The organism is Candidatus Planktophila versatilis, from assembly GCF_002288345.1.
Taxonomy (GTDB): Bacteria; Actinomycetota; Actinomycetes; order Nanopelagicales; family Nanopelagicaceae; genus Planktophila; species Planktophila versatilis_A.
In genome coordinates this window covers 174,758-194,765 of sequence record NZ_CP016781.1, presented here as the reverse complement: position 1 = coordinate 194,765, position 20,008 = coordinate 174,758, and the positions used below count along the sequence as shown (strand labels likewise).

At 46.7% G+C, this 20,008-nt stretch carries 23 protein-coding genes; 8 read left to right on the top strand and 15 right to left on the bottom strand.

What is annotated here, in order from left to right; genetic code table 11:
• Positions 1-148: 148 nt before the first annotated feature.
• The 9 genes from prfB to A1sIIB142_RS00915 all read right to left on the bottom strand — a co-directional run bounded on the left by prfB (position 149) and on the right by A1sIIB142_RS00915 (position 6,041).
• Positions 149-1,252, bottom strand: a complete 1,104-nt coding sequence (gene prfB / locus A1sIIB142_RS00955; RefSeq protein WP_095693308.1) for a peptide chain release factor 2 — start codon at positions 1,250-1,252, stop codon at positions 149-151.
• Positions 1,253-1,337: 85 nt separating this feature from the next.
• Complete coding sequence (locus A1sIIB142_RS00950) at positions 1,338-1,919, bottom strand: pilus assembly protein TadG-related protein (protein WP_125898843.1); 582 nt, start codon at positions 1,917-1,919, stop codon at positions 1,338-1,340.
• Positions 1,916-2,374: a TadE family protein gene (locus A1sIIB142_RS00945; protein ID WP_095693306.1), complete on the bottom strand. Its 459-nt coding sequence runs from the start codon at positions 2,372-2,374 to the stop codon at positions 1,916-1,918. The genes A1sIIB142_RS00950 and A1sIIB142_RS00945 overlap by 4 nt, the downstream gene beginning before the upstream one ends.
• A 2-nt stretch (positions 2,375-2,376) precedes the next feature.
• Positions 2,377-2,742, bottom strand: coding sequence for a hypothetical protein (locus tag A1sIIB142_RS00940; RefSeq protein WP_095693305.1), 366 nt, complete (start codon positions 2,740-2,742; stop codon positions 2,377-2,379).
• A complete protein-coding gene (locus A1sIIB142_RS00935) occupies positions 2,743-2,991 on the bottom strand; it encodes a hypothetical protein (protein WP_223299199.1) in 249 nt (82 codons plus the stop codon). It abuts the gene before it with no gap.
• 64 nt (positions 2,992-3,055) lie between these two features.
• Positions 3,056-3,853, bottom strand: coding sequence for a type II secretion system F family protein (locus A1sIIB142_RS00930; RefSeq protein WP_095693304.1), 798 nt, complete (start codon positions 3,851-3,853; stop codon positions 3,056-3,058).
• Entirely contained in the window at positions 3,850-4,551 is a 702-nt protein-coding gene (locus A1sIIB142_RS00925; protein ID WP_125898842.1) for a type II secretion system F family protein, read from the bottom strand. The genes A1sIIB142_RS00930 and A1sIIB142_RS00925 overlap by 4 nt, the downstream gene beginning before the upstream one ends.
• Before the next feature lie 23 nt (positions 4,552-4,574).
• Positions 4,575-5,570 (bottom strand): TadA family conjugal transfer-associated ATPase, encoded by a 996-nt coding sequence (locus tag A1sIIB142_RS00920; protein WP_095693302.1) that lies wholly within the window; start codon positions 5,568-5,570, stop codon positions 4,575-4,577.
• Between the two features lie 69 nt (positions 5,571-5,639).
• Entirely contained in the window at positions 5,640-6,041 is a 402-nt protein-coding gene (locus tag A1sIIB142_RS00915; RefSeq protein WP_190283270.1) for a diguanylate cyclase domain-containing protein, read from the bottom strand.
• A 117-nt stretch (positions 6,042-6,158) separates the two neighbouring features.
• On the opposite strand from A1sIIB142_RS00915, the gene A1sIIB142_RS00910 reads away from it, so the two are divergent.
• Positions 6,159-6,581, top strand: a complete 423-nt coding sequence (locus tag A1sIIB142_RS00910; protein ID WP_223298164.1) for a hypothetical protein — start codon at positions 6,159-6,161, stop codon at positions 6,579-6,581.
• 7 nt (positions 6,582-6,588) lie between these two features.
• On the opposite strand, the gene A1sIIB142_RS00905 is transcribed toward A1sIIB142_RS00910, so the two are convergent.
• Positions 6,589-7,350, bottom strand: coding sequence for an SDR family NAD(P)-dependent oxidoreductase (locus A1sIIB142_RS00905; RefSeq protein ID WP_095693300.1), 762 nt, complete (start codon positions 7,348-7,350; stop codon positions 6,589-6,591).
• A gap of 198 nt (positions 7,351-7,548) precedes the next feature.
• Between A1sIIB142_RS00905 and A1sIIB142_RS00900 the strand changes: the two genes are divergently transcribed.
• Both A1sIIB142_RS00900 and A1sIIB142_RS00895 read left to right on the top strand, forming a co-directional pair.
• Positions 7,549-11,265 (top strand): multifunctional oxoglutarate decarboxylase/oxoglutarate dehydrogenase thiamine pyrophosphate-binding subunit/dihydrolipoyllysine-residue succinyltransferase subunit, encoded by a 3,717-nt coding sequence (locus A1sIIB142_RS00900; protein WP_095693299.1) that lies wholly within the window; start codon positions 7,549-7,551, stop codon positions 11,263-11,265.
• Complete coding sequence (locus A1sIIB142_RS00895; RefSeq protein WP_095693298.1) at positions 11,262-11,531, top strand: mycoredoxin; 270 nt, start codon at positions 11,262-11,264, stop codon at positions 11,529-11,531. Before A1sIIB142_RS00900 ends, A1sIIB142_RS00895 begins: the two co-directional genes overlap by 4 nt.
• Here A1sIIB142_RS00895 and A1sIIB142_RS00890 read toward each other — a convergent pair.
• On the bottom strand, positions 11,503-11,880 hold the full coding sequence (locus tag A1sIIB142_RS00890) for a S26 family signal peptidase (RefSeq protein ID WP_190283269.1): 378 nt from the start codon (positions 11,878-11,880) through the stop codon (positions 11,503-11,505). The genes A1sIIB142_RS00895 and A1sIIB142_RS00890 overlap by 29 nt on opposite strands.
• A gap of 51 nt (positions 11,881-11,931) precedes the next feature.
• On the opposite strand from A1sIIB142_RS00890, the gene sodN reads away from it, so the two are divergent.
• The gene (gene sodN, locus A1sIIB142_RS00885; RefSeq protein ID WP_095693296.1) at positions 11,932-12,330 is read left to right on the top strand and encodes a superoxide dismutase, Ni; all 399 of its coding nucleotides are present in this window, start codon (positions 11,932-11,934) and stop codon (positions 12,328-12,330) included.
• Between the two features lie 15 nt (positions 12,331-12,345).
• Here the strand turns inward: sodN and A1sIIB142_RS00880 are convergent, their stop codons facing one another.
• The 4 genes from A1sIIB142_RS00880 to A1sIIB142_RS00865 are packed head-to-tail and all read right to left on the bottom strand — an operon-like array spanning position 12,346 to position 14,523.
• On the bottom strand, positions 12,346-12,753 hold the full coding sequence (locus A1sIIB142_RS00880) for a thioesterase family protein (protein WP_095674380.1): 408 nt from the start codon (positions 12,751-12,753) through the stop codon (positions 12,346-12,348).
• Positions 12,754-12,763: 10 nt separating this feature from the next.
• Positions 12,764-13,162 (bottom strand): hypothetical protein, encoded by a 399-nt coding sequence (locus A1sIIB142_RS00875; RefSeq protein WP_095684353.1) that lies wholly within the window; start codon positions 13,160-13,162, stop codon positions 12,764-12,766.
• A complete protein-coding gene (locus A1sIIB142_RS00870; RefSeq protein ID WP_095693295.1) occupies positions 13,159-13,785 on the bottom strand; it encodes a sigma-70 family RNA polymerase sigma factor in 627 nt (208 codons plus the stop codon). Before A1sIIB142_RS00870 ends, A1sIIB142_RS00875 begins: the two co-directional genes overlap by 4 nt.
• Positions 13,786-13,800: 15 nt before the next feature.
• On the bottom strand, positions 13,801-14,523 hold the full coding sequence (locus tag A1sIIB142_RS00865) for an SOS response-associated peptidase (RefSeq protein ID WP_095693294.1): 723 nt from the start codon (positions 14,521-14,523) through the stop codon (positions 13,801-13,803).
• Positions 14,524-14,594: 71 nt separating this feature from the next.
• Between A1sIIB142_RS00865 and aroA the strand changes: the two genes are divergently transcribed.
• From aroA to A1sIIB142_RS00845, 4 genes are read left to right on the top strand one after another with little or no spacing between them, the layout of a single operon-like run.
• Positions 14,595-15,872: a 3-phosphoshikimate 1-carboxyvinyltransferase gene (gene aroA, locus A1sIIB142_RS00860; RefSeq protein WP_095693293.1), complete on the top strand. Its 1,278-nt coding sequence runs from the start codon at positions 14,595-14,597 to the stop codon at positions 15,870-15,872.
• Positions 15,869-16,879 carry a ribosome small subunit-dependent GTPase A gene (rsgA, locus tag A1sIIB142_RS00855; protein ID WP_095684349.1) on the top strand — a complete coding sequence of 337 codons (1,011 nt, stop codon included), beginning with the start codon at positions 15,869-15,871 and terminating at the stop codon, positions 16,877-16,879. The genes aroA and rsgA overlap by 4 nt, the downstream gene beginning before the upstream one ends.
• A gap of 9 nt (positions 16,880-16,888) precedes the next feature.
• Entirely contained in the window at positions 16,889-17,695 is an 807-nt protein-coding gene (hisN, locus tag A1sIIB142_RS00850; RefSeq protein WP_095693292.1) for a histidinol-phosphatase, read from the top strand.
• Positions 17,696-17,707: 12 nt separating this feature from the next.
• The gene (locus A1sIIB142_RS00845; protein WP_095693291.1) at positions 17,708-19,999 is read left to right on the top strand and encodes a heavy metal translocating P-type ATPase; all 2,292 of its coding nucleotides are present in this window, start codon (positions 17,708-17,710) and stop codon (positions 19,997-19,999) included.
• Positions 20,000-20,008: the final 9 nt, after the last annotated feature.

Genomic DNA, 20,008 nt, shown 5'->3' with positions numbered 1-20,008 from the left:
ATATAGGCGCATGGTGATGCGCTCGTGAGACCTAGGCCTAGTTTAGGTAGGCAAGCTGGGAATTTAGGGTTGATTCGGGGTTTTTATGGGAATTCACAGAGGAAATAAGAATCACATCACGCGTGAATCAGCTGGTTATTGCCGAGAATTATTGTGACGCGCTACGGCGCCAGCGAATTCCCGCTTCGATGAAATCATCAATTTCTCCATTTAACACCGCTGAAGTATTTCCCGTTTCATGGTTATTACGGAGATCTTTCACCATTTGATACGGCGCTAATACATAGGAACGCATCTGGTTTCCCCACGAGCCCGAATTATCGCCCTTGAGGGCATTTATCTTCGCCTGCTCTTCCTGGCGACGACGTTCTAACAACTTTGATTGCAAAACAGCCATCGCTGTTGCTTTATTTTGAATCTGTGAGCGTTCGTTCTGACATGACACAACAATCCCGGTCGGAACGTGGGTCAAGCGCACAGCAGAGTCTGTTGTATTGACTCCCTGTCCGCCCGGACCAGATGAGCGATAGACATCTACGCGCACTTCTTTCTCATCAATTTCAATGTGATCACTCTGTTCGACAACAGGAACAATTTCCACGCCAGCAAATGATGTATGTCTACGTGATTGAGAGTCGAAAGGAGAAATTCTCACTAAGCGATGTGTTCCCTGCTCTACTGAAAGAGTGCCATATGCATACGGGGCACTGACTCTAAATGTTGTCGATTTAATTCCCGCTTCTTCAGCAAAGGAAGTTTCTAATACGTCAACTTTGAATTCGTGACGTTCGCAATAACGCAAATACATACGCATCAACATCTCAGCCCAGTCGGCAGCTTCTACGCCACCTGCTTCAGATCGAATAGTTATCAGCGCATCACGTGCGTCATACTCCCCGTTAAGTAACGTCGTTACTTCTAATTCACTAATTGCCTTCTTTGCTGAATCCAATTCACCTTCGGCATCCGTAAGAGCTGATCCATCTGGTTCACCTGCCGCTAACTCAAAGAGAAGTGGAAGCTCATCTACCCGACGGCGCAACCCGGTAAGTCGTGAAATCGTTGACTGCACGCGAGATAGCTTGCTCGTAACTGCTTGAGCTTTATCAGGGTCATCCCACAAATTTGGAACGCCTGCAGCTGATTCAAGTTCGACCGCTTCGGCTTCAAGCCTCGGCAGGTCTAAGACTTTTTCAATAGATGTCAGGGTCGCACTCGTCTCATTTATTTCGAGGATGTAGTCGCGAGCCATGGGTTAAGGATAGCGAGAACTTCCTCAAAGTATTCTTCTAGCCCACCTTACCTTGAAGAATAGGGCTGGAATAATTGAAAATTTCCTAACCAAGGTTTAAGCCATAGTAATTTGTCGTTATTTTCCGCTCCGCAAAAATCCCAACTCGCGAATAGATATCAACTGTTTCAACTCCAATAAACGGAAGTACAAATGGAAGGGTTACCCTGGCTGAGGAATGAATTCCAATTTCATAACCATCACACTGAAAGTCTAGGACTTGGATTTTGCTTAAGTTTTTTCGTGAGGTTGCACCTCCCAGAGTGCTCCAGTCACGTAATGCGCCAAGTGAATCTGATCTGCCTTTCTCGCAATCAATTGGGATTCCTGGATCCTTTTCTCCATTTAGAAAGAGATTGGCTGCAAATCGATTAACGTTGTACTCACGTGCGTAGTATTTTTCTAAATCCAAATTTCTTACGCCCCGCTGTGTCGCAGCCTCCGTGGCTTGGGTAAGTGCACGTTTAGCTATATAAACCGACGAGATATCAGTGAGCACAATCAGAGTGATTAGGACCAACATAAAGAGTGCCAAAATTAAGAGTGAGATTGATCCTCGTTCATCCTGCAACTTTTTTCCGAGCTTGGGAAAGAAACTACATTGCAAAAGACTGAAAGATGAAGTCATGCCCATGGAGACACATATTCAATAGCTGCGACTTGGGTCTGACTCTTGCCTGAAGAATTCATAGTGAGTTGGACTAAAACTCGATTATTGGGTGCGATGCAGGGCCGTGAATCGCAGGCGATTCTCAGCTCGATTGATGTCTTAGGAGAATTTGGGTCATAGCCAAGTAACCGTGCACCCTGTGCCACCACTTGATCTGCCACGTAGAAGGCGGTTTCATCATCTTTACTGCTTACAAATGCACGTGCCGATTCTCGCGCTAGGGTTCTCAGTGAATCTTGCGCATCACTTGAATGTGAAAACTGAGCCATGAAGATAAAGAGTGGAATGAATAACGGTATGGCAAGGAGACTAAATTCCACCGAAGCACTACCTCGATCGGAGGAGAATAATCGTCTCCTCAAAGGAGCTACTGCCCTTTGAAATTTTATCGAAATCTTTTGTTGAACCACCATATTTATCTCTGATTTTCTACAATAGCTACTCCAGTGACATCTATCTCTCTCTTAGATCCCATGAATTTTTCTAGTCCCGGCATTATGTGTGGCAGAAAACCTTTTTTGTGACTGATGAGTAAATCGAGATTTTGATGTGGATCCGGGGAGTCAATATGTAAAAAAGTATCAGTCTCATCAAAATTGCCCGAAATCGCTCTTGTTGAAGCGCCATCCTGGGCACTGATCTTCGTCATATTTCTTCCATGAATTGTAATCGTGATTTGTGAAGCCACTAGAAAAAGCGTGAGTAAAGGAATCAGGACCAGTGCGCTCTCGATATTTCCCTTCTCGCTTAAAATAAGAGTTGTGAAGCGTGAGATTTTCATTTAGCGAATGCCGTTCATCGCATCAAGAGAATTCTTTAAAATTGCAGATAGGCGAGGTGCTGCAATAGTCCATATCGCTGTTACTAATCCGGTTGTCATTAGCACGACAAGTACCCACCCCGGAACATCTCCGCGATCATCGTGAAGGACTCGGTAAAATCGCGTTCTCTTGAATTCAGCTACTTTCATGGATAAATAGCTGCTTACGTGGAGGGTATGGTTTTGAATTACTTCTTCTATTCTGTTCATGGGCTTTCCTTTTCTTTGGTTGTGAGGTGATATTTGGCACCGGGAGAAATTTCGCAGTTCATCATTAACCTTGTGCAAACAGATTCAGATTAGATAGAGATGGCCATAGTGCGAATAAAATCGAAATTGGTAGAATGAGAAAAACAACGGGAATCATCATTGAAATTTCAGACTTGCCTGCCGCGCTAAGAATGCGGTTGCGTTGAAAATTTTGAGCCTCTCGTGCATGACTGTGTAGCACTTCTATCAGTGGTGCACCGCGACTAATTGCGATTACTACAGCATCAATGAATCTGCGCACAGCAACTGATTGCACCCTGCGACCCATGTGATCTAGGGCGTGCTGAAAAGGTAAGCCACTCTTCACTTCAACTACGACAATCCTCAGTTCGCTCACAAGTGGACCGCTCCCTCGCTTGGTAATTCTTTCCAATGAGCTGAGTGGAGTCTCTCCGGCAGATAGAGCCAAGGTCATCATTTCGATAACACTTGGAAAATCTGAATCAATGCTTATTCGGTGTTCAGTGATTTGATTGATTAAAGACTTCTCGAAATAGAGCAAAACTAAAGCTACGACACTAATAAGGCATGCCGCAATAAAGGCTAACGAATGACCTTGAAAGAGCAGAATAAGTAACAAAGGAAATAGAATTAGAGAAGTTACTAGCAATTGCTTTAGGCGAAAACTTTCGTAATGAGTTTGATCTGGGTGGCCTAATTCAATTAGTTTATTCTTGACACTTGTCCTATCCCCAACTTTATGCACAGTTGTGAGAGCAAACTTTTCCCAAGAGAAATCCTCATTAATCAGAATTAAAGCAGGAATCAAAAAGAGAATTGCAACTACGGTCGTTGTGCTCATAATTTCCCCGAAAAGACTCTCGACGGCTTCGGTAATTGCCCGAGCTTATTCATCCATAGATAAGCAACGCAGGTCATGATCAAGCCAGAGATTAGTACGGCAATTCCAGAGGTTGTAGAAAAAGAGGCAGCGGTCGCAGGTTGTGTGGATAGGAGTAATAAGAGAATCCAGGGAGCACCTGCAGATAAGTGTGCCGAATTCTTTATCCAATTCTGCTTCACCAAAATTTCTCTTCTAAGCGTCAAGTCTTCTCGAATAAAGTTGCTCAGCAATCTCAAAATGTTAATGAGTTCGGCGCCACCCAGGGTCTTGGAAATCAAGAGCGCTTCGATTACCTGATCGGTGCTTGGCTCTCCGAGATGGGATTTGACCCGTTCCAGAGCTCCCATGAAATCTCCAGTTCTATAAACATCCTCTCGAAAGTCCTCAAAATAAGGCCGAGTTGCTAGCGGGCCTCGAAGTGAGAGTCCTACTAGCGATTCATTGAGTGACAAACCCGACTGCAGTCCAGAAATCAGGTGATCAATTATTTCTGGGCATGCGGATTGAATTTCACTTGAACGTTTGCTCTCACTCTTGCGTTGAGCTAGCACTACAAAGATTCCCACGAAGAGTGAGAATGCTGCTGCAATGACTAAAGAGCGTGAAAAAAGAAAGACTAAAGCAAGAGACAAGTGCATGAATAACGTCGTTTTCATTACATGGGAATTCTTGCTCACGGTTATTGGCACTTAATGACCCCCAACCCTTTTTCGTAACTTTTCCCACTCCATCGCCAGACATTTTCTATCTCTGCTCTATCGTTCTCATATCGACCAGTTACATGTGCTATTTCTACGATCCGCCGGGTGCCATCTCCTGCAATTGAGACCTGAATGACTAAATCGATTGCGGATGCAACTGTGGGCGCAATGAATTTATGGGAGATGTTTTCTCCTGCAAGCAGTGGAAGGGTTTGAAGTTTGGTGATCGCATCTCGCGCTGAATTTGCGTGAAGAGTCCCCATTCCTGGCAACCCAGAATTAAGTGCTATCAATAGGTCCAAGGCTTCAGCCTCACGAACTTCACCAACAATGATTCTTGATGGACGCATTCTCAAAGCTTCTTTAATCAGCGTGCGCAATGGAATTGAACCATCTCCTTGTAAGTTTGCTCCCCTAGTCTGCATTTGCACTAAATCTGGGACGTTCGGTTTGAGCTCAAATACTTCTTCAATAGTGATAACGCGTTGAGACAACGGAATTGCACTTGCGAGAGCATTTAGGAGAGTTGTCTTGCCTGCCTGCGTGCCACCGCTCACCAAAATGTTTAAGCCAAACTTCACAGCACTCGATAATTGAGCAGCAATCTCTTCTGACATCAAACCGATACGTGCTAAATCTTCCAAGTTCAAGTGTCGTAGTAAATGTTTGCGGATGTTCACTGCCCAGTGCTCAGCTGTTATTTCCGGAATAACCACATGCAGCCGACTGCCGTCTGGCAACTGCGCATCTACAAACGGTTGAGATAGGTCCAGCCTCCGCCCGCTCCAAAGGAGGGTCCTATCAACTAGTTCGCGAACGGAGTCTGATGTCAGAACTAAATTAGTGAGATGGCTTTTGCCTGCCCTGGCGATAAAAATTCTCTCAGGGGAATTAATCCAGATTTCTTCTACTGTTGGGTCTCTGATGAACTCAGCGATTGGACCGAATACAACATCTGGATTCATGTTTTCCATGTGGGCAAATTAGGTGAGCGGCGACAAGTTCTGCGGAGGCCAAATCGCTAGTGTGGATAAATAAGACTCTTAATAACCCTTCGTTACCAATCGTAACTCTTGGTTATCAAGCCGATTGAGTATCTCAAGAGAACTTTCTCCGCGATTTACTGTGAGAACAGAGTAGTGAGAACCGAATCCCTCAAACATCCAAGAGCGAAGGACTCGCTCGGCAAGTGAGGTTGCTATTTCAGAAGAGCCTTTAAGAATAAGGGTAAATTCAAGCTGGCCAAGGCGTGCACACAAATCTTCTGATCGAATTGACGCTTTCAGAATTTCGGCAAATGAAAGAATTGCAACCTCATACTGTGAATTTTCTGACTCAATCCCACTTTCCGTGATTTGAATTCCAGCTACATTCTTGGAAATTAAAAATCTAATAAGACTGAGTTCAGACTTGTTGCGTTCAGCAGTTCCTAACTCTCTTCTCAAATTCTCGTAAAAATATGGGGGTGCAGCTAGGTGAGTGAGCGAATCTCGTATTCCATCGTGTGAAAAAGTCATCGAGTAATTGCTACAGACCGTTGCTGCGCTGATAAAGTGAGGTCTATGGCAACGAAACCTGAGCGGAATAAATCATCACAAAAGAGTTTCACGTTAGGAAATACTGCCAACCTCTCCCCTAAGCGTTCAACAGTGGCAGCACTCCTCTATATCGAGGCAAGTCTCGTACTCGCCCTAGGTGTGTGGCTAGTTGTGCTTGGTTTTACTCACGAGAAGAAAGAGCTACCGCCACTGATTGGAGTGGTTGTCTTTGCAGTTCTTGGGGCTATTGGACTCTTCGCATCAGCTCGCGGATATGTAAACGGAAAGAGTTTCGGAAGATCTCCCACTATCTTGGCCAACTTAATTGCAGTGGGAGTGGCCTACTATCAAATACAAGGACAGTTCTATATCGGTGCGGTAGTTATTCTGGCACTTGCACTTCCAACGCTTTACTTCGCTTTTATGATTGCCAAAGAAGAAGGTTAAGAGCTAATTACCAAGGAACTATCTGGTTGTCCTCCCAAAGCACTCCGGTAATTTTTTGAGCATCTGTTGAACCGGCTGAATCAAATGCTCTTGTCGCTAACCAAACTGCAGTAGCAGCACCTTCTTCTGCAGAACGTGGCGCATCCGCACCACCCATATCCGTTCGTGAGTGATTAGGACAGATTGCGTCAACAAGAAATCCGCGAGCGCCAAGTCCGGTCTCATGTGCCAGGTTTCGCACCAATGCGTTCACACCAGCTTTACTGATTCGATACGGCGCAAGCCCTCCGGCATTTCCAGGACCAGACATGCGACCTAAACAAGCAGAGAAGATAATGACGCGGCCGTTTCGGGCATCTGCCATAGCAGGTGCTATTCCATTTACAAGTTGAAAGACAGAGTCAAGATTAATTGCCATCACTCTGCGCCACTCAGCATCATTTGTCTTAAGAGTCTTCGACATTTTCTCACTCATCACTCCGTGAGCAAGAATAAGAAGTTGCGGAGTAGGAAGAGATTGATTGATTGAATCAATGAGTTCACGGACAAGGTGTGGTTGCTCGAGATCGCAGGTAAATGTGGAGATGTTGATCTGGCTGCCATCTGAAGCTGCGCGGATTGATTGCGCCGCCGACGTCAATCGCTCTGAATCTTTGGCAATCAGCGCCAGATCAAAACCTTGAATGGCTAGTGCTTTGGCGCTCTCAAAACCCAAGCCTCGGCTGGCACCGGTGATGATGGCTAGGGGGCGAGTTTCTGCTGCGTGCATGGGGCAACTGTCTCAAAAAATGGATACCGCCGCCTCTCGGGAGCGTGAGGAAACTGTGCTCAATCTCGCGCTGGTTGTGTGGGATATGCCATTTATTTGCGGTGCGTGGAGCCGATAGTCTTAGCCACGTTCAGTTACAGGATTTATATCTAGTTTGTATGTAATAGATATGTACGCAAGGACGCAAGGGAGCGCTCAGTGTCGCAATCAGGACAAGACTTTGGAGCAAATGATTGGCTCGTTGAAGAAATGTTCGAGCGATACCAAGCCGATCCATCGTCTGTACCAAGTGAGTGGATTGCACACTTCCAAAATAATCCGCAGATAGCTGACAAACCAAAGGCCGGAACACCACCAACACCAAAGCCAGTTACCCCCCCAAATATTTCTGTTCAGGGTTCAGCGCAACCAACTCCGGCTGCACCAGTAGCGCCGGTTGCAGCTCCAGTTGTGGCACAGCCAACTCCCGTGGCCTCGGCTCCTGCAACACAACCAATAGTTCGCACCCTTTCTACGACTCCCGCAACACCAGCAGATCCGATTGCTAAACCAATTCCAACTTTAGTAACACCAAGTGCTTCAACGCTCGAACCAATTCGCGGAGTATCTGCTCGCGTTGTCCAGAGCATGGAAGCATCGCTAACCGTTCCAACAGCAACTTCTGTTCGTGCAATTCCGGCAAAGCTCATGATTGATAATCGAATTGTCATTAACAATCACTTAAAGCGTGGCCGTGGTGGAAAAGTTTCATTTACTCACATCATTGCCTACGCGATGATTAAAGCGCTGCGCGCGATGCCAGAGATGAATGCTTTCTACGGTGAACTCGAAGGAAAGCCAGCACTTGGCAAACCAGAACATATCAACTTGGGAATCGCGATTGATTTAGCAAAGCCCGATGGAACACGTCAATTACTAGTTCCATCAATCAAGGGTTGCGAGGAGCTTGAATTCGGGCAGTTCTGGTCGGCCTATGAAGCGATTGTGAAGAAGGCTCGCGCCGGAACTCTCACCGTTGAAGATTACGCCGGAACAACTGTTTCGCTGACTAACCCAGGAACCATTGGAACAGTTCATTCTGTTCCACGTTTAGTGCAGGGACAAGGACTGATCCTGGGTGTAGGAGCGATGGATTACCCAGCAGAGTTCCAAGGAGCAAGTGCGGAAACCCTTGCTCGTCTTGCAATAAGCAAGGTGATAACACTGACAAGTACTTACGATCACCGCGTTATTCAAGGTGCACAATCTGGTGATTTCTTGCGCCGTATCAACGAATATCTTCTTGGCGCAGATGATTTCTATGACGAAATCTTTACCGCACTTCGTATTCCTTATGAGCCAATTCGATGGGCAGCAGATTTTGCTGTAACCAAAGATGAAGAGATTGATAAGACAGCGCGCGTTCAGCAGTTGATTCATGCCTATCGCACCTGGGGACATCTCATGGCCGATATTGATCCGCTTGTTTATATCCAGCGAAATCATCCGGACCTCGATGTGCGCACACATGGACTCACACTCTGGGATCTCGATCGTGAATTTGCAACAGGTGGATTTGGCGGAAAGAAGTTCCTGCCACTACGTAAGATTCTTGGAATTCTCCGCGATGCATACTGTCGCTCAATCGGACTTGAGTACATGCACATTTCAAACCCGGCAGAGCGTCAGTGGTTCCAGCAACATGTCGAAGGTGTTTCTGAAGTTCCAGATCGCGTAGAGCAACTTCGAATATTACGTAAACTCAATAGCGCTGAAGCATTTGAATCTTTCTTACAGACAAAGTTCGTCGGGCAAAAGCGCTTCTCACTTGAAGGTGGAGAATCTGTAATTCCACTGACAGATGCGATTGTTTCTGCAGCGGCAGAACGCGGGCTAGATGAAGTATGTATCGGCATGCCACACCGTGGACGCCTGAATATGCTGGCAAATATTGCGGGTAAGTCTGTCGGTCAAATTTTCCAGGAATTCCAAGGGCACTATGCCGAGAACCAAGTACATGGTTCAGGAGATGTGAAGTACCACTTAGGTACGGAAGGAATCTTCACAACAGAATCTGGTGCAAAGACCAAGATTTATTTAGCTGCAAACCCATCACACCTGGAAGCGGTTAACCCAGTACTCGAGGGAATTGTTCGCGCTAAGCAAGATCGCTTAAATACAAAGGGTGCTTACACAGTCTTGCCAATACTGCTCCATGGTGATGCATCATTTGCTGGTCAAGGTATCAACGCTGAAACACTTCAGTTATCGCAACTTCCGGGCTATCGCACGGGTGGAACTATTCATATCGTTGTTAATAACCAAGTTGGATTTACTACCTCACCTCATGCTTCACGTACATCTCGTTATTCAACAGATGTTGCTAAGTTAATCGAAGCACCGGTTCTTCACGTTAATGGTGATGACCCTGAGGCTTGTGTGCGTGTTGCACGTATGGCATTTGAATATCGCCAAGCATTTAATAAAGATATTGTCATTGACATGGTCTGTTACCGCAGACGTGGTCACAACGAAGGTGATGAGCCAAGCTTCACACAGCCGTTGATGTACAAACTCATCGATGCCAAGCGCACCACACGTACTTTGTATAGCGAAGCTCTCGTTGGTCGTGGAGATATCACTCCAGAAGAGGCAGATGAAATTGCTCGCGATTACCAGGTCCAACTCGAAGAGGTCTTTGCATCCGTTGCTAACTATGAAGAACATAGCGATCCAAACTTCGTAGTCCCTATTGTTCCCAATGCAGAAGATGTGCCAACCTTTATCTCTGAGCAGCTAGTTCGCGAAATTACGGCAACCCAAATTGCGATTCCGGAAGGATTCCATATTCATCCAAAACTGCTGCCACAGCTACAAAAGCGGGCAGAGTCCATCAACGATGGAACTATCGACTGGTCCACGGGTGAAATGCTCGCCTTCGGTTCACTTCTTAAAGAAGGTCGCCCAGTTCGGTTAGCGGGACAAGATTCACGTCGCGGAACATTCTCAAATCGTCACGCTGTCATTATTGATAAAGAAAATGGCAGTGAGTGGACCCCACTACGTTCACTAATTTCAGATGCCAATCAGTTCTTTGTTGTTGATTCATTGCTCAGTGAGTATGCAGCGATGGGATTTGAATACGGATACTCCGTTGTTCGCGAAGATGCACTTGTCCTGTGGGAAGGCCAGTTCGGAGACTTCGCAAATGGTGCGCAGACAATCATCGATGAGTTCATCTCATCAGCACTTCAAAAGTGGGGCGAGCGTTCATCTGTAGTGCTCTTACTTCCACACGGATATGAAGGCCAAGGACCAGATCACTCATCTGCTCGTATCGAGCGATTCCTGGCACTTTGTGCCGAGAAGAATATGACTGTGGCCCAACCATCAACTCCCGCCTCTTACTTCCACCTTCTGCGTTTTCACGCAGCGAATCCAAAGCGTCGGCCAATGGTTGTCTTCACACCGAAGTCGATGTTGCGTCTGAAGGCAGCTGCCTCATCTATCAGTGACTTCACATCGGGAACTTTCTTGCCAGTCATCGGCGATCCAACCGTTAATAATGCTTCTCGCGTAATTTTCTGTTCCGGAAAGATTTATCACGACCTCGTTGCAGAGCGCAATCGCTTAAATGACAGCAGCACTGCCATTGTTCGAGTCGAGCGTCTATACCCATTCCCAGTCGCTCAGATGGAAGTTGAAGCAAAGAAGCATCCAAATGCGAACTTACTCTGGGTGCAAGATGAGCCTGCCAACCAAGGTGCATGGCCACATGTTGCGCTAAGCACCACTGAATCAATTGGCGGAACAGGTGTTGATTCACGAGTATTGCGTCGCATCTCGCGTCGCGCAGCAGCTTCTCCTGCAACTGGAAGTCATCATCTGCACGAGGATGAAGCAAAAGCTCTACTAGATGAGGCGTTTACACGATGACTTACTCGGTTGATTTAACGGGTCAAGAATTTGTGATGTTCAGTACTGATTGGTGCGGGTATTGCAAAAGACTTAAGCGCCAACTTGGTGAAGTAGGAATTACTTTTCGAGAAATCAATGTCGAGCAAGAACCTGATTCAGCCGATTTTGTAGAGCAAGTTAACGGTGGCAATCGCGTTGTTCCTACCTTGCTCTTCTCTGATGGAAGTTCGTTAACAAATCCATCAGTGATTGCGGTTAAAGAGAAGTTGGCTTCACTTTCTTAACCCTGAATTCAACTCGTGCCTTTACGTAATGTATCGGTAGCCATCCCCATGTGCGTGAATCTGTTCCTTCTGGGTTATCACTAAGAACATAGATCATCGGAAGTTCACACTCCGGTTCTCGCACATCTGCAATACGTTTCACATAAAAAATCCCGGGTTGTTCTTCTCTTTCAATAACTACGACATCTGCCACAGCGATTGTGCTCTGCAGGCGAAGGCGATGCAGTAGCTTTCTAAGATGATTGTGGGCCAGTGAATAATCTGCCCATCGCGCCATCAGCCAGTCACCGTCGTTAAAAGTCGGGGCCATCGAGTTTCCCTCAACCCGAACGCTCGCATACTTAGCCATAGCGGTCATCTTAGGATGCACCGACTTAAGCAATGGAGTACCCTGCCGCACATGAGAAACTTTCTTACACCTAAAGTCACTGTTCACGCACACTGCGATCTTCCATGTGGCGTTTACGATCCAGCACAAGCAAAGATTGAGGCACTCTCAGTAAAAGCTTGCATGGAGAAGTACGCAGCCAATGCAGATGCAGATTTCCGTTCACGTTCTGTCGCAATTAAAGAAGAGCGTTCACACCAAGTTAAAGAGCACCTCTGGGTTCTCTGGACTGATTACTTCAAGGCTCCACATTTCGAGGCCTACCCACAGTTGCACTCACTCTTTAATGATGCAACAAAGCTTGCAGGTGCTGCAGGAACTAAGGGAACTCAGGATGTAAAGGTTGCAGATCAACTCATTGCAAAAATTGATGAGATTGCTGAAATCTTCTGGGCAACTAAGAAGGCTTAAACGCTGACTTAAATTTCACTCATTAATGAGTGATTGAGCGGCAGTTCGAGCGAGGAAAGATAATCGCTCAACTGTCGCTCTTTTTATTTGCGCTTGAGCTAAATGTCGCTCGCCGTCATAAACATCGCAGGTAAAGGTGAGTTGGCGGCCATCAATTTCAATGAGCCGTGAATTAGCACGGATCTCAGCACCAGCAGTTGCGGAGCCAACAATTTCAAGAGCTGAATGCGTAAGAAATGTTGTCTCACCGGAGTCAAGATATTCCGATAGTGATGCCACACACGCATTCTCCATCAGAGTTAAGTAATGAGATGGCGCAACAACTGGAAGATCAGAGACACCCATAGTTACGCAGGTATCTCCGGGGCGAACTGTCATCACAGAGAAGCCAACCGCTCCCAGGACTTCATCCGCCGATTTCATGCTTCGAAGGCTAGTCCTCGTCGTCGATGAAGTGTTGGATGTGCGTCTGTTCGATTTGAATCTCGCGGTGTTCGATATTTCCGAACTCATCGACCTCAATAGAAATTTCAGTCATGCTGAACTGGGTGACCACTTCGGTAGCACCTGCGTAGTTACCCATCTGCTCGCGAATTTGGCGATTGATATTCTGACGGAGTTCCTCTGGGGCTTGCTCATTACACGAACGCTTTAAAACATCGGCAAGCATCTGGTGCATGAGACGCTCATGTTCAATTTCTGCCGTGCAGGGAGCGCAGTGAGTTAGGTGTGAGTTAATTTGCGCCGCTTGCGGCACGGTCTCTAATTCATCTTCGATGATGAAAATCACGGAAGAGAGAACTTCACTACATTGGATTTCGATGAAACTCATTTGCTGCCCCCTTTCTTAATAGAAGGCCTATCTGAAGACTCAGTTGAATAGCCAAGTTCCTTTGCATAGTCGGTGAGTTTCTCACGTAGCTGTTTGCGACCTCTGTGCAAACGTGACATGACTGTGCCTGCAGGTGCTCCCACAATCTCTGCTATCTCTTTATAGGAAAAACCTTCAACGTCGGCTAAATAGACAACCATGCGAAACTCTTCCGGAATCTCTTGTAGCGCGCGTTTGATATCGCTGTCAGGTAAGGATTCAAGAGCAACAGTTTCAGCAGATTTCCCTTGATCACTTGTATGACTTTGGGCTTTAGCCACTTGCCAATCTTCAAGTTCATTATCTGCAATGAGAGGTTGGCGTTGTCCTTTGCGATAGGAGTTGATAAATGTAGTTGTCAGTACTCGATAGAGCCAGGCACGTAGATTGGTACCTTCTTCAAATTGATGAAAAGAGGTGAATGCTTTGAGGTATGTGTCTTGAACTAAATCGCGCGCATCTTCAGGATTCTTTGTATAACGAAGTGCAGCTGCATAGAGCTGATTTGTGAACACCAAAGCATCGCGCTCGAACCGAGTAGTGCGATCGGCGGCGCTTTCTAGAACTAAATCCTTCGATGTCATTGATGCAAGGTTATATTAGAAAAGTGTTTCGGGCTCGCCAAGCTCGATGGGAATAATTAAATCCGCTCCGTTGTTAGCCACCAGGTTTACGCGAGGCGAAACGGGTTGTGCAATCAGCCCCGCATCCGGCTCGTCTACCTCCATCAACTTAAGCAGCCGGTTGATATCTCGTGCCTCTGTATCAAGCCAACCTTGCCAGCGATTACGCGGCATAAATACCGGCATCCGGCTATGAATCGTTGCCAACTCTCCCACTGCTTCCCGGGTAATAATCGCTGCGCTCTGAATGACTACACCTTTCTCGCTCTGCCAAGAACTCCAAATTCCTGCGATAGAAAGTTGTTCACCGTTTTTATGTGAAATATAGAAAGGCTGTTTCGGTGAATATTTGCCAAGTGAAGTTGCCCATTCGTAGTAACCACTTGCAGGAATAAGACACCGTGAAGTTCTAAATGCATGTCTAAATGTTGGCTTCTCGTGGATCGATTCACTCCGTGCATTAATTGCATGTGATTGAGAGGCACGTGCATCAGCTAAATTCTTCTGCCACGGGGCAATGATTCCCCAGGATGCAGAATCAAGGATTCGTGAATCGGATTCACTGCGCACTATGTAAATCTCATTGGTGGGCGCAATATTCCAATTCAACGGCAATGATTGATCGAGTGTGGAGCCAGCTAAATCAAAGCTCTCGACTAACTCTTCTGCACCCATTGATTGCGCATATCTTCCACACATACTGATAATTCTAACTTTGTTACAGGTTTTCTCCGTCTCCTCGCGCCCTACGCACGCGTTAGACTCTGCATATGCACGAACTCTGGCCCGCACCTTTTCGCGGACGAAAGCCGATTTCATCTCAGGTAACCATCCCTGGATCAAAATCGGTGACTAATCGCGCGCTGATTCTTGCTGCCCAGGCAACCTCGCCCTCAATTATTCGCAAGCCACTGATCTCACGTGATTCAGAGTTGATGTCTGCCGGTCTTGTTTCACTCGGTGTCGGTATTCATGATCAAGGTGAGAATCAGAGCTGGCGAATTACACCAGCACCACTTAAGGGCCCAGCACTAATTGATGTGGGAAACGCCGGAACAGTGATGCGGTTCTTACCTCCGCTTGCCGCACTTGCACAAGGTGAAATCAGTTTTGATGGAGATTCACGTTCGTATGAAAGACCTATTGGACCAGTTATTAAGGCTTTAGAAGAACTTGGAATTGAGATAGATCATCAAGGTCGATACTACCTACCGATGGTGATTAAAGGAACTGGTGTCATTCCTGGCGGAAAATTAACAATTGATGCAAGTAAGTCGAGCCAATTTTTGTCAGCGCTCTTACTTGTAGGACCAAGTACGAAAAAAGGAATTACTGTTACTCACAATGGAAGTGCACTTCCCTCAATGCCACATATTGATATGACGGTGCAGATGCTCCGCGATTTTGGTGCCGAAGTTGATGTTGATAAAGCAAGTCAGAGCTGGAGCGTTAAGGCTGGAGCTCTTAACGGAAAAGATTTAGTCATTGAACCAGATCTTTCTAACGCAGCACCATTCTTATCTATTGCGATGGTTTGCGGTGGCAGTATCACAATTGCAGATTGGCCCAAGGAAACTACGCAACCCGGAGATCATTTGCGCGAGATATTTACAAAGATGGGTGCACGGGTTGAATTAGACGCTAGTGGGTTAACACTGACTGGCGGTGATTCAATTCATGGAATCGATATAGATCTCCATGATGTTGGTGAACTCACTCCATCTATCGCAGCCCTTGCCGCCCTTGCAGATTCACCTTCTCGTTTGCGCGGTATCGGACACCTTCGTCTGCACGAAACTGATCGTTTGGCAGCACTTACCCGAGAAATTAACGCACTCGGTGGAAGCGTTGTCGAAGAAGAGACCGCACTACACATCACCCCAGCCCCACTTCGTGGTGGAACATTTCACACATATGACGATCATCGATTAGCAACGGCTGGCGCTGTCATTGGCCTTGTTACACCGGATGTCATGATTGAAAATGTCGCCACAACACGTAAGACGCTGCCCGATTTCCCAGGGCTCTGGAAGAGTTTGGTTCTATGAGTCCTCGCGAATATGACGAATCCGATGCTCGCATTCGGCCATCTCGCACTACTCGCAGGCGTACAAAAGATCGACCTTCTCATTCAGATTCAATCACAGCATTTGTCACCACAGTTGATCGTGGTCGCACCACCTGCGTAACTGATGAAGGTGTAATCATCACAGCCATGAAAGCTCGCGAGCTTGGACCTAAATCAGTTGTAGTGGGCGATCTCGTTGAAATCGTTGGAGATGTCACTGGTAGTGAAGGCTCACTCGCTCGCATAGTTGTTGTTAATGAACGTACAAATTCTCTTAGCAGAACGGTAGATGATGTCGCACGTGTTGAGCGCACGATTGTTGCAAATATCGATCAGTTGCTGATTGTGGTTGCATCAGCTAATCCAGAACCGCGCCGCGGGCTCATTGATAGATTCCTTGTTAGCGCTTTCCACGAATCTATTAAGCCCATTATTATTGTGACGAAAGTTGATGTCTCGCCAGTTCCTGAATTTATTCAAGAGTACAAGGCGCTGGGCGTTGACATTATTACAACATCATCAAAGACTGAGTCTCGCACAGAAGATATTGCAGCTATTTTGGATATTCTAGATGACAAGATTTCGGTTCTTGTTGGACATTCTGGTGTTGGAAAATCCACACTTATCAATGACTTGGTTCCCAATTCAGATCGAATGACTGGTGATGTTAATGATGTCACTGGGCGCGGTCGCCACACCTCATCAAGTGCGATTGCACTACCTCTTGAAAATGGTGGCTGGATTATTGATACTCCTGGTATTCGCGCCTTTGGACTATCTCATCTAAATAAAGATCGCATCATTGAATCCTTCCCAGATATCTATCAAGTCACGCAAACCTGCATGCCTAACTGCTCACACCATGAAATTTCCTGTTCGCTTAATCCTTGGATTGAATCCGACCCTGCGTTACAGGTCGAGCGTTTAAGGAGAGTCACCAGTCTTCGTTCGTTGCTTGAAGTCAAGCTCGCCGAGGACGAGGGTTAGACTGGGCATATGAGCACTCCTTACGGTGATGATTTAGCACTTGCACACCGTTTAGCAGATGCTGCAGATGCCATCACACTGGCTCGATATCAATCACTTGATTTATCAATTACAACCAAACCGGATAACACTCCGGTCACCGATGCTGATAAATCTGCAGAATCTGCAATTCGAGCGATGCTTGATAGAGATCGGCCGGATGATGGAATTGTCGGTGAAGAGTTTGGAACCCAAGGGCTAGAAAGAGATCGTTACTGGGTTATTGATCCCATCGATGGCACAAAAAATTTCATGCGTGGTGTGCCCATATGGGCAACACTCATCGCATTGATGGAAAAACAAGATGATGGAAGTGAAGTCGTCGTAGCAGGAGTAGTTAGTGCACCCGCACTCTTTCGCCGTTGGTATGCAACTCTCGGCGGTGGAGCCTTCGTCATTGTTAATGGCCAAACGCCAAAAAAAATCTCGGTTTCAAAAGTTGCAAAGATTGAAGATGCCTCAATTTCATACTCTGACTTAATTGGGTGGGAAAATCGGTTAGAGAATTTCCAACACTTACTAAAAAGTGCTTGGCGCACCAGAGCACATGGTGATTTCTGGTCACATATGTTGGTGGCAGAAGGTGCAGTAGATATTGCTGCTGAACCATCACTCGCGCTCTGGGATATGGCAGCACTCGACATTATTGTTCGTGAAGCTGGTGGGCGATTTAGCAATCTCGATGGAAAAAATGGTTCTCACGGTGGTAATGGGCTTTCCACAAATTCAGCCCTACACGACTATGCAGTTCAATCTCTTCGCCTGAAGAACGCATAAGGTAGTAGCAAGATGAGCCAGAAAATGTCAGATTCAGATAGCTCGCTCCAGAAGAACGCTCTGGTGGCGCAAACTTTCGCTATCAGCGGGATGACATGTTCTTCATGCGTAAACACCATTGAGAGCAAACTCAATGAGCTGCCTGGAGTATCTGCCTCCGTTAATTTCGCTTCAGAGACAGTGCACGTTCTTGGACCATCTGATTTATCACCGGATGAAATCATCAGACAAGTGAAATCCGCTGGTTATTCGGCAACTCTGCTCACAGATAACTCTGACCCTGCTCTACATCGCAAAGGCGCCGCCCGAGCTCTCTTCTTCGCGACACTATTGGCTATTCCTGCGGTAGCAATTTCGATGGTGATGAGCTGGCACCAACCCATCAATGATTGGCTCATTTCACTCTTTGAAAATTACGAGATTGCGCAACCACCACACGCCGATCATCTCTTTGCATCCTGGTTAGTTCTTGCTATCACTACCCCACTTATTGTCTTTGTTGCCTGGCCTATTCATAGAGCAGCTATTCGCAACATCATTCATCCCACGATGGATACTTTGATTTCACTTGGATCAATGAGTGCATATGCGTGGTCAATCTATGCAACGTATACGAATGAGGGCGATGTCTATACCGAAGTTGCTGCCGGCGTTCTCTTCTTTGTCATTCTCGGGCGTTATCTTGAATCACGCGCTAAGCGCAACGCCAGCAGCGCCCTCTCTTCCCTCTTGGCACTCAGTGCGAAAGAAGTTTCTGTTGTACGCGCTGGAGTTGAAGTTCTCATTCCGATATCTCATCTGGTCATAGGCGATGAATTTGTGGTGAAGCCAGGTGGACGTATTGCAACCGATGGAATAATCATTTCGGGACAAAGTTCGGTAGATAATTCACTCATTACCGGCGAATCTGCCCCAGTTGAAGTTTCACCAGGATCTCGCGTCATTGGTTCTGCGATGAATAACAACGGACGAATCATCGTTCGCGCTACCCGCATTGGTAGCGATACCGAATTAGCACGCATCACTGCAATGGTTGTCACTGCGCAAGGAAGTAAGGCACCCATTCAAAAGCTCGCAGATAGGATTGCATCGATCTTCGTTCCGATCGTTACCGCACTTTCACTAGCAACATTTGGATATTGGTATTTCATCGCAGATAAATCCCTCTCGTTCTCAATATCCACGGCAATCACAGTCCTAGTGATGGCTTGCCCATGCGCGCTTGGATTAGCCACTCCAGTTGCGCTCTTGGTGGCTTCCGGTCGTGGGGCGCTGCGAGGCATCGTTATTCGCAACCCTCAAGCACTTGAAATTTCTCAAAGTATCGATGTGGCAGTTCTGGATAAGACCGGAACTCTCACCGATGGATCCATGCATATTCGCGAGGTAGTTATTCCAGTATCAGCACAGAAAGTTCTGGGAAGTGAGTTTGCCGGCTTATTAACTGAAGGCAATATTCTCTCAACTGCCTTAACCCTGGAAAGCCAGAGCGAACATCCCACTGCGCAAGCAATCACCGCCTACGCACTTGCACATCATGCAACGCAGTTACCCGTTACCGAATTTACCCAAACACCTGGAGCCGGTGTTGCTGCTCGCGTTAATGTTGGTCCGAAGTCACCAGTTGTACTGATTGGTTCGCCAGCTTCAATTGCACATAGCTGTGTTGCATTTGATAGCCAGATTTCTGAGGCAATATCGCGTGCAGAGAGTAATTCGCAGGCAGTCTCAGTACTTGCATGGGATGGCGTTGCACTTGCCGTCTTTGCATCAGGAGATCAGATTAAGCGCGATTCGGCCACAACTATTGCAGCCCTTGAATCGCGCGGAATTACAACCTGGTTACTCACGGGCGACAATGCTGAAAGTGCAGCATCGGTTGCCCAGCAAGTGGGAATTAATCCTGATCGAGTTCTCGCCCAGGTGCTGCCGGAAGATAAGTTGGCAAAGGTTTCTTCACTACAAAGCGCTGGTCACCGAGTGTTGATGATTGGTGATGGCGTTAACGATGCCGCAGCTTTGGCTGCTGCTGATCTCAGTATTGCCATGGGTACCGGAACTGACGTTGCAATTTCCACCGCTGACATTACGGTGATGCGACCAGCACTAATGGGTGTCATTGATGCCCTTGATTTATCAAAGCGCACACTTTCAACCATCAAAGGAAACCTCACCTGGGCATTTGCCTATAACGTGATTGGGATTCCAATTGCCGCAGTTGGTTTTGCTTCACCTATGTATGCAGCAGCAGCTATGGCTATCAGCAGCCTATTTGTCGTTACGCACTCACTGAGAATTAGATAACAAGCACAA

What these genes read in the sequence shown, in the direction of transcription:
- A1sIIB142_RS00895 (WP_095693298.1), top strand. Translation starts at nt 11,262, where the DNA reads ATGACTTACTCGGTTGATTTAACGGGTCAAGAATTTGTGATGTTCAGT.
- prfB (WP_095693308.1), bottom strand. Translation starts at nt 1,252, where the DNA reads ATGGCTCGCGACTACATCCTCGAAATAAATGAGACGAGTGCGACCCTG.
- A1sIIB142_RS00905 (WP_095693300.1), bottom strand. Translation starts at nt 7,350, where the DNA reads ATGCACGCAGCAGAAACTCGCCCCCTAGCCATCATCACCGGTGCCAGC.
- aroA (WP_095693293.1), top strand. Translation starts at nt 14,595, where the DNA reads ATGCACGAACTCTGGCCCGCACCTTTTCGCGGACGAAAGCCGATTTCA.
- A1sIIB142_RS00925 (WP_125898842.1), bottom strand. Translation starts at nt 4,551, where the DNA reads ATGAAAACGACGTTATTCATGCACTTGTCTCTTGCTTTAGTCTTTCTT.
- A1sIIB142_RS00950 (WP_125898843.1), bottom strand. Translation starts at nt 1,919, where the DNA reads ATGACTTCATCTTTCAGTCTTTTGCAATGTAGTTTCTTTCCCAAGCTC.
- A1sIIB142_RS00845 (WP_095693291.1), top strand. Translation starts at nt 17,708, where the DNA reads ATGAGCCAGAAAATGTCAGATTCAGATAGCTCGCTCCAGAAGAACGCT.
- A1sIIB142_RS00875 (WP_095684353.1), bottom strand. Translation starts at nt 13,162, where the DNA reads ATGAGTTTCATCGAAATCCAATGTAGTGAAGTTCTCTCTTCCGTGATT.
- rsgA (WP_095684349.1), top strand. Translation starts at nt 15,869, where the DNA reads ATGAGTCCTCGCGAATATGACGAATCCGATGCTCGCATTCGGCCATCT.
- A1sIIB142_RS00935 (WP_223299199.1), bottom strand. Translation starts at nt 2,991, where the DNA reads ATGAACAGAATAGAAGAAGTAATTCAAAACCATACCCTCCACGTAAGC.
- A1sIIB142_RS00945 (WP_095693306.1), bottom strand. Translation starts at nt 2,374, where the DNA reads ATGGTGGTTCAACAAAAGATTTCGATAAAATTTCAAAGGGCAGTAGCT.
- A1sIIB142_RS00880 (WP_095674380.1), bottom strand. Translation starts at nt 12,753, where the DNA reads ATGAAATCGGCGGATGAAGTCCTGGGAGCGGTTGGCTTCTCTGTGATG.
- A1sIIB142_RS00890 (WP_190283269.1), bottom strand. Translation starts at nt 11,880, where the DNA reads ATGGCTAAGTATGCGAGCGTTCGGGTTGAGGGAAACTCGATGGCCCCG.
- sodN (WP_095693296.1), top strand. Translation starts at nt 11,932, where the DNA reads ATGAGAAACTTTCTTACACCTAAAGTCACTGTTCACGCACACTGCGAT.
- A1sIIB142_RS00920 (WP_095693302.1), bottom strand. Translation starts at nt 5,570, where the DNA reads ATGGAAAACATGAATCCAGATGTTGTATTCGGTCCAATCGCTGAGTTC.
- A1sIIB142_RS00930 (WP_095693304.1), bottom strand. Translation starts at nt 3,853, where the DNA reads ATGAGCACAACGACCGTAGTTGCAATTCTCTTTTTGATTCCTGCTTTA.
- hisN (WP_095693292.1), top strand. Translation starts at nt 16,889, where the DNA reads ATGAGCACTCCTTACGGTGATGATTTAGCACTTGCACACCGTTTAGCA.
- A1sIIB142_RS00910 (WP_223298164.1), top strand. Translation starts at nt 6,159, where the DNA reads ATGGCAACGAAACCTGAGCGGAATAAATCATCACAAAAGAGTTTCACG.
- A1sIIB142_RS00870 (WP_095693295.1), bottom strand. Translation starts at nt 13,785, where the DNA reads ATGACATCGAAGGATTTAGTTCTAGAAAGCGCCGCCGATCGCACTACT.
- A1sIIB142_RS00940 (WP_095693305.1), bottom strand. Translation starts at nt 2,742, where the DNA reads ATGAAAATCTCACGCTTCACAACTCTTATTTTAAGCGAGAAGGGAAAT.
- A1sIIB142_RS00865 (WP_095693294.1), bottom strand. Translation starts at nt 14,523, where the DNA reads ATGTGTGGAAGATATGCGCAATCAATGGGTGCAGAAGAGTTAGTCGAG.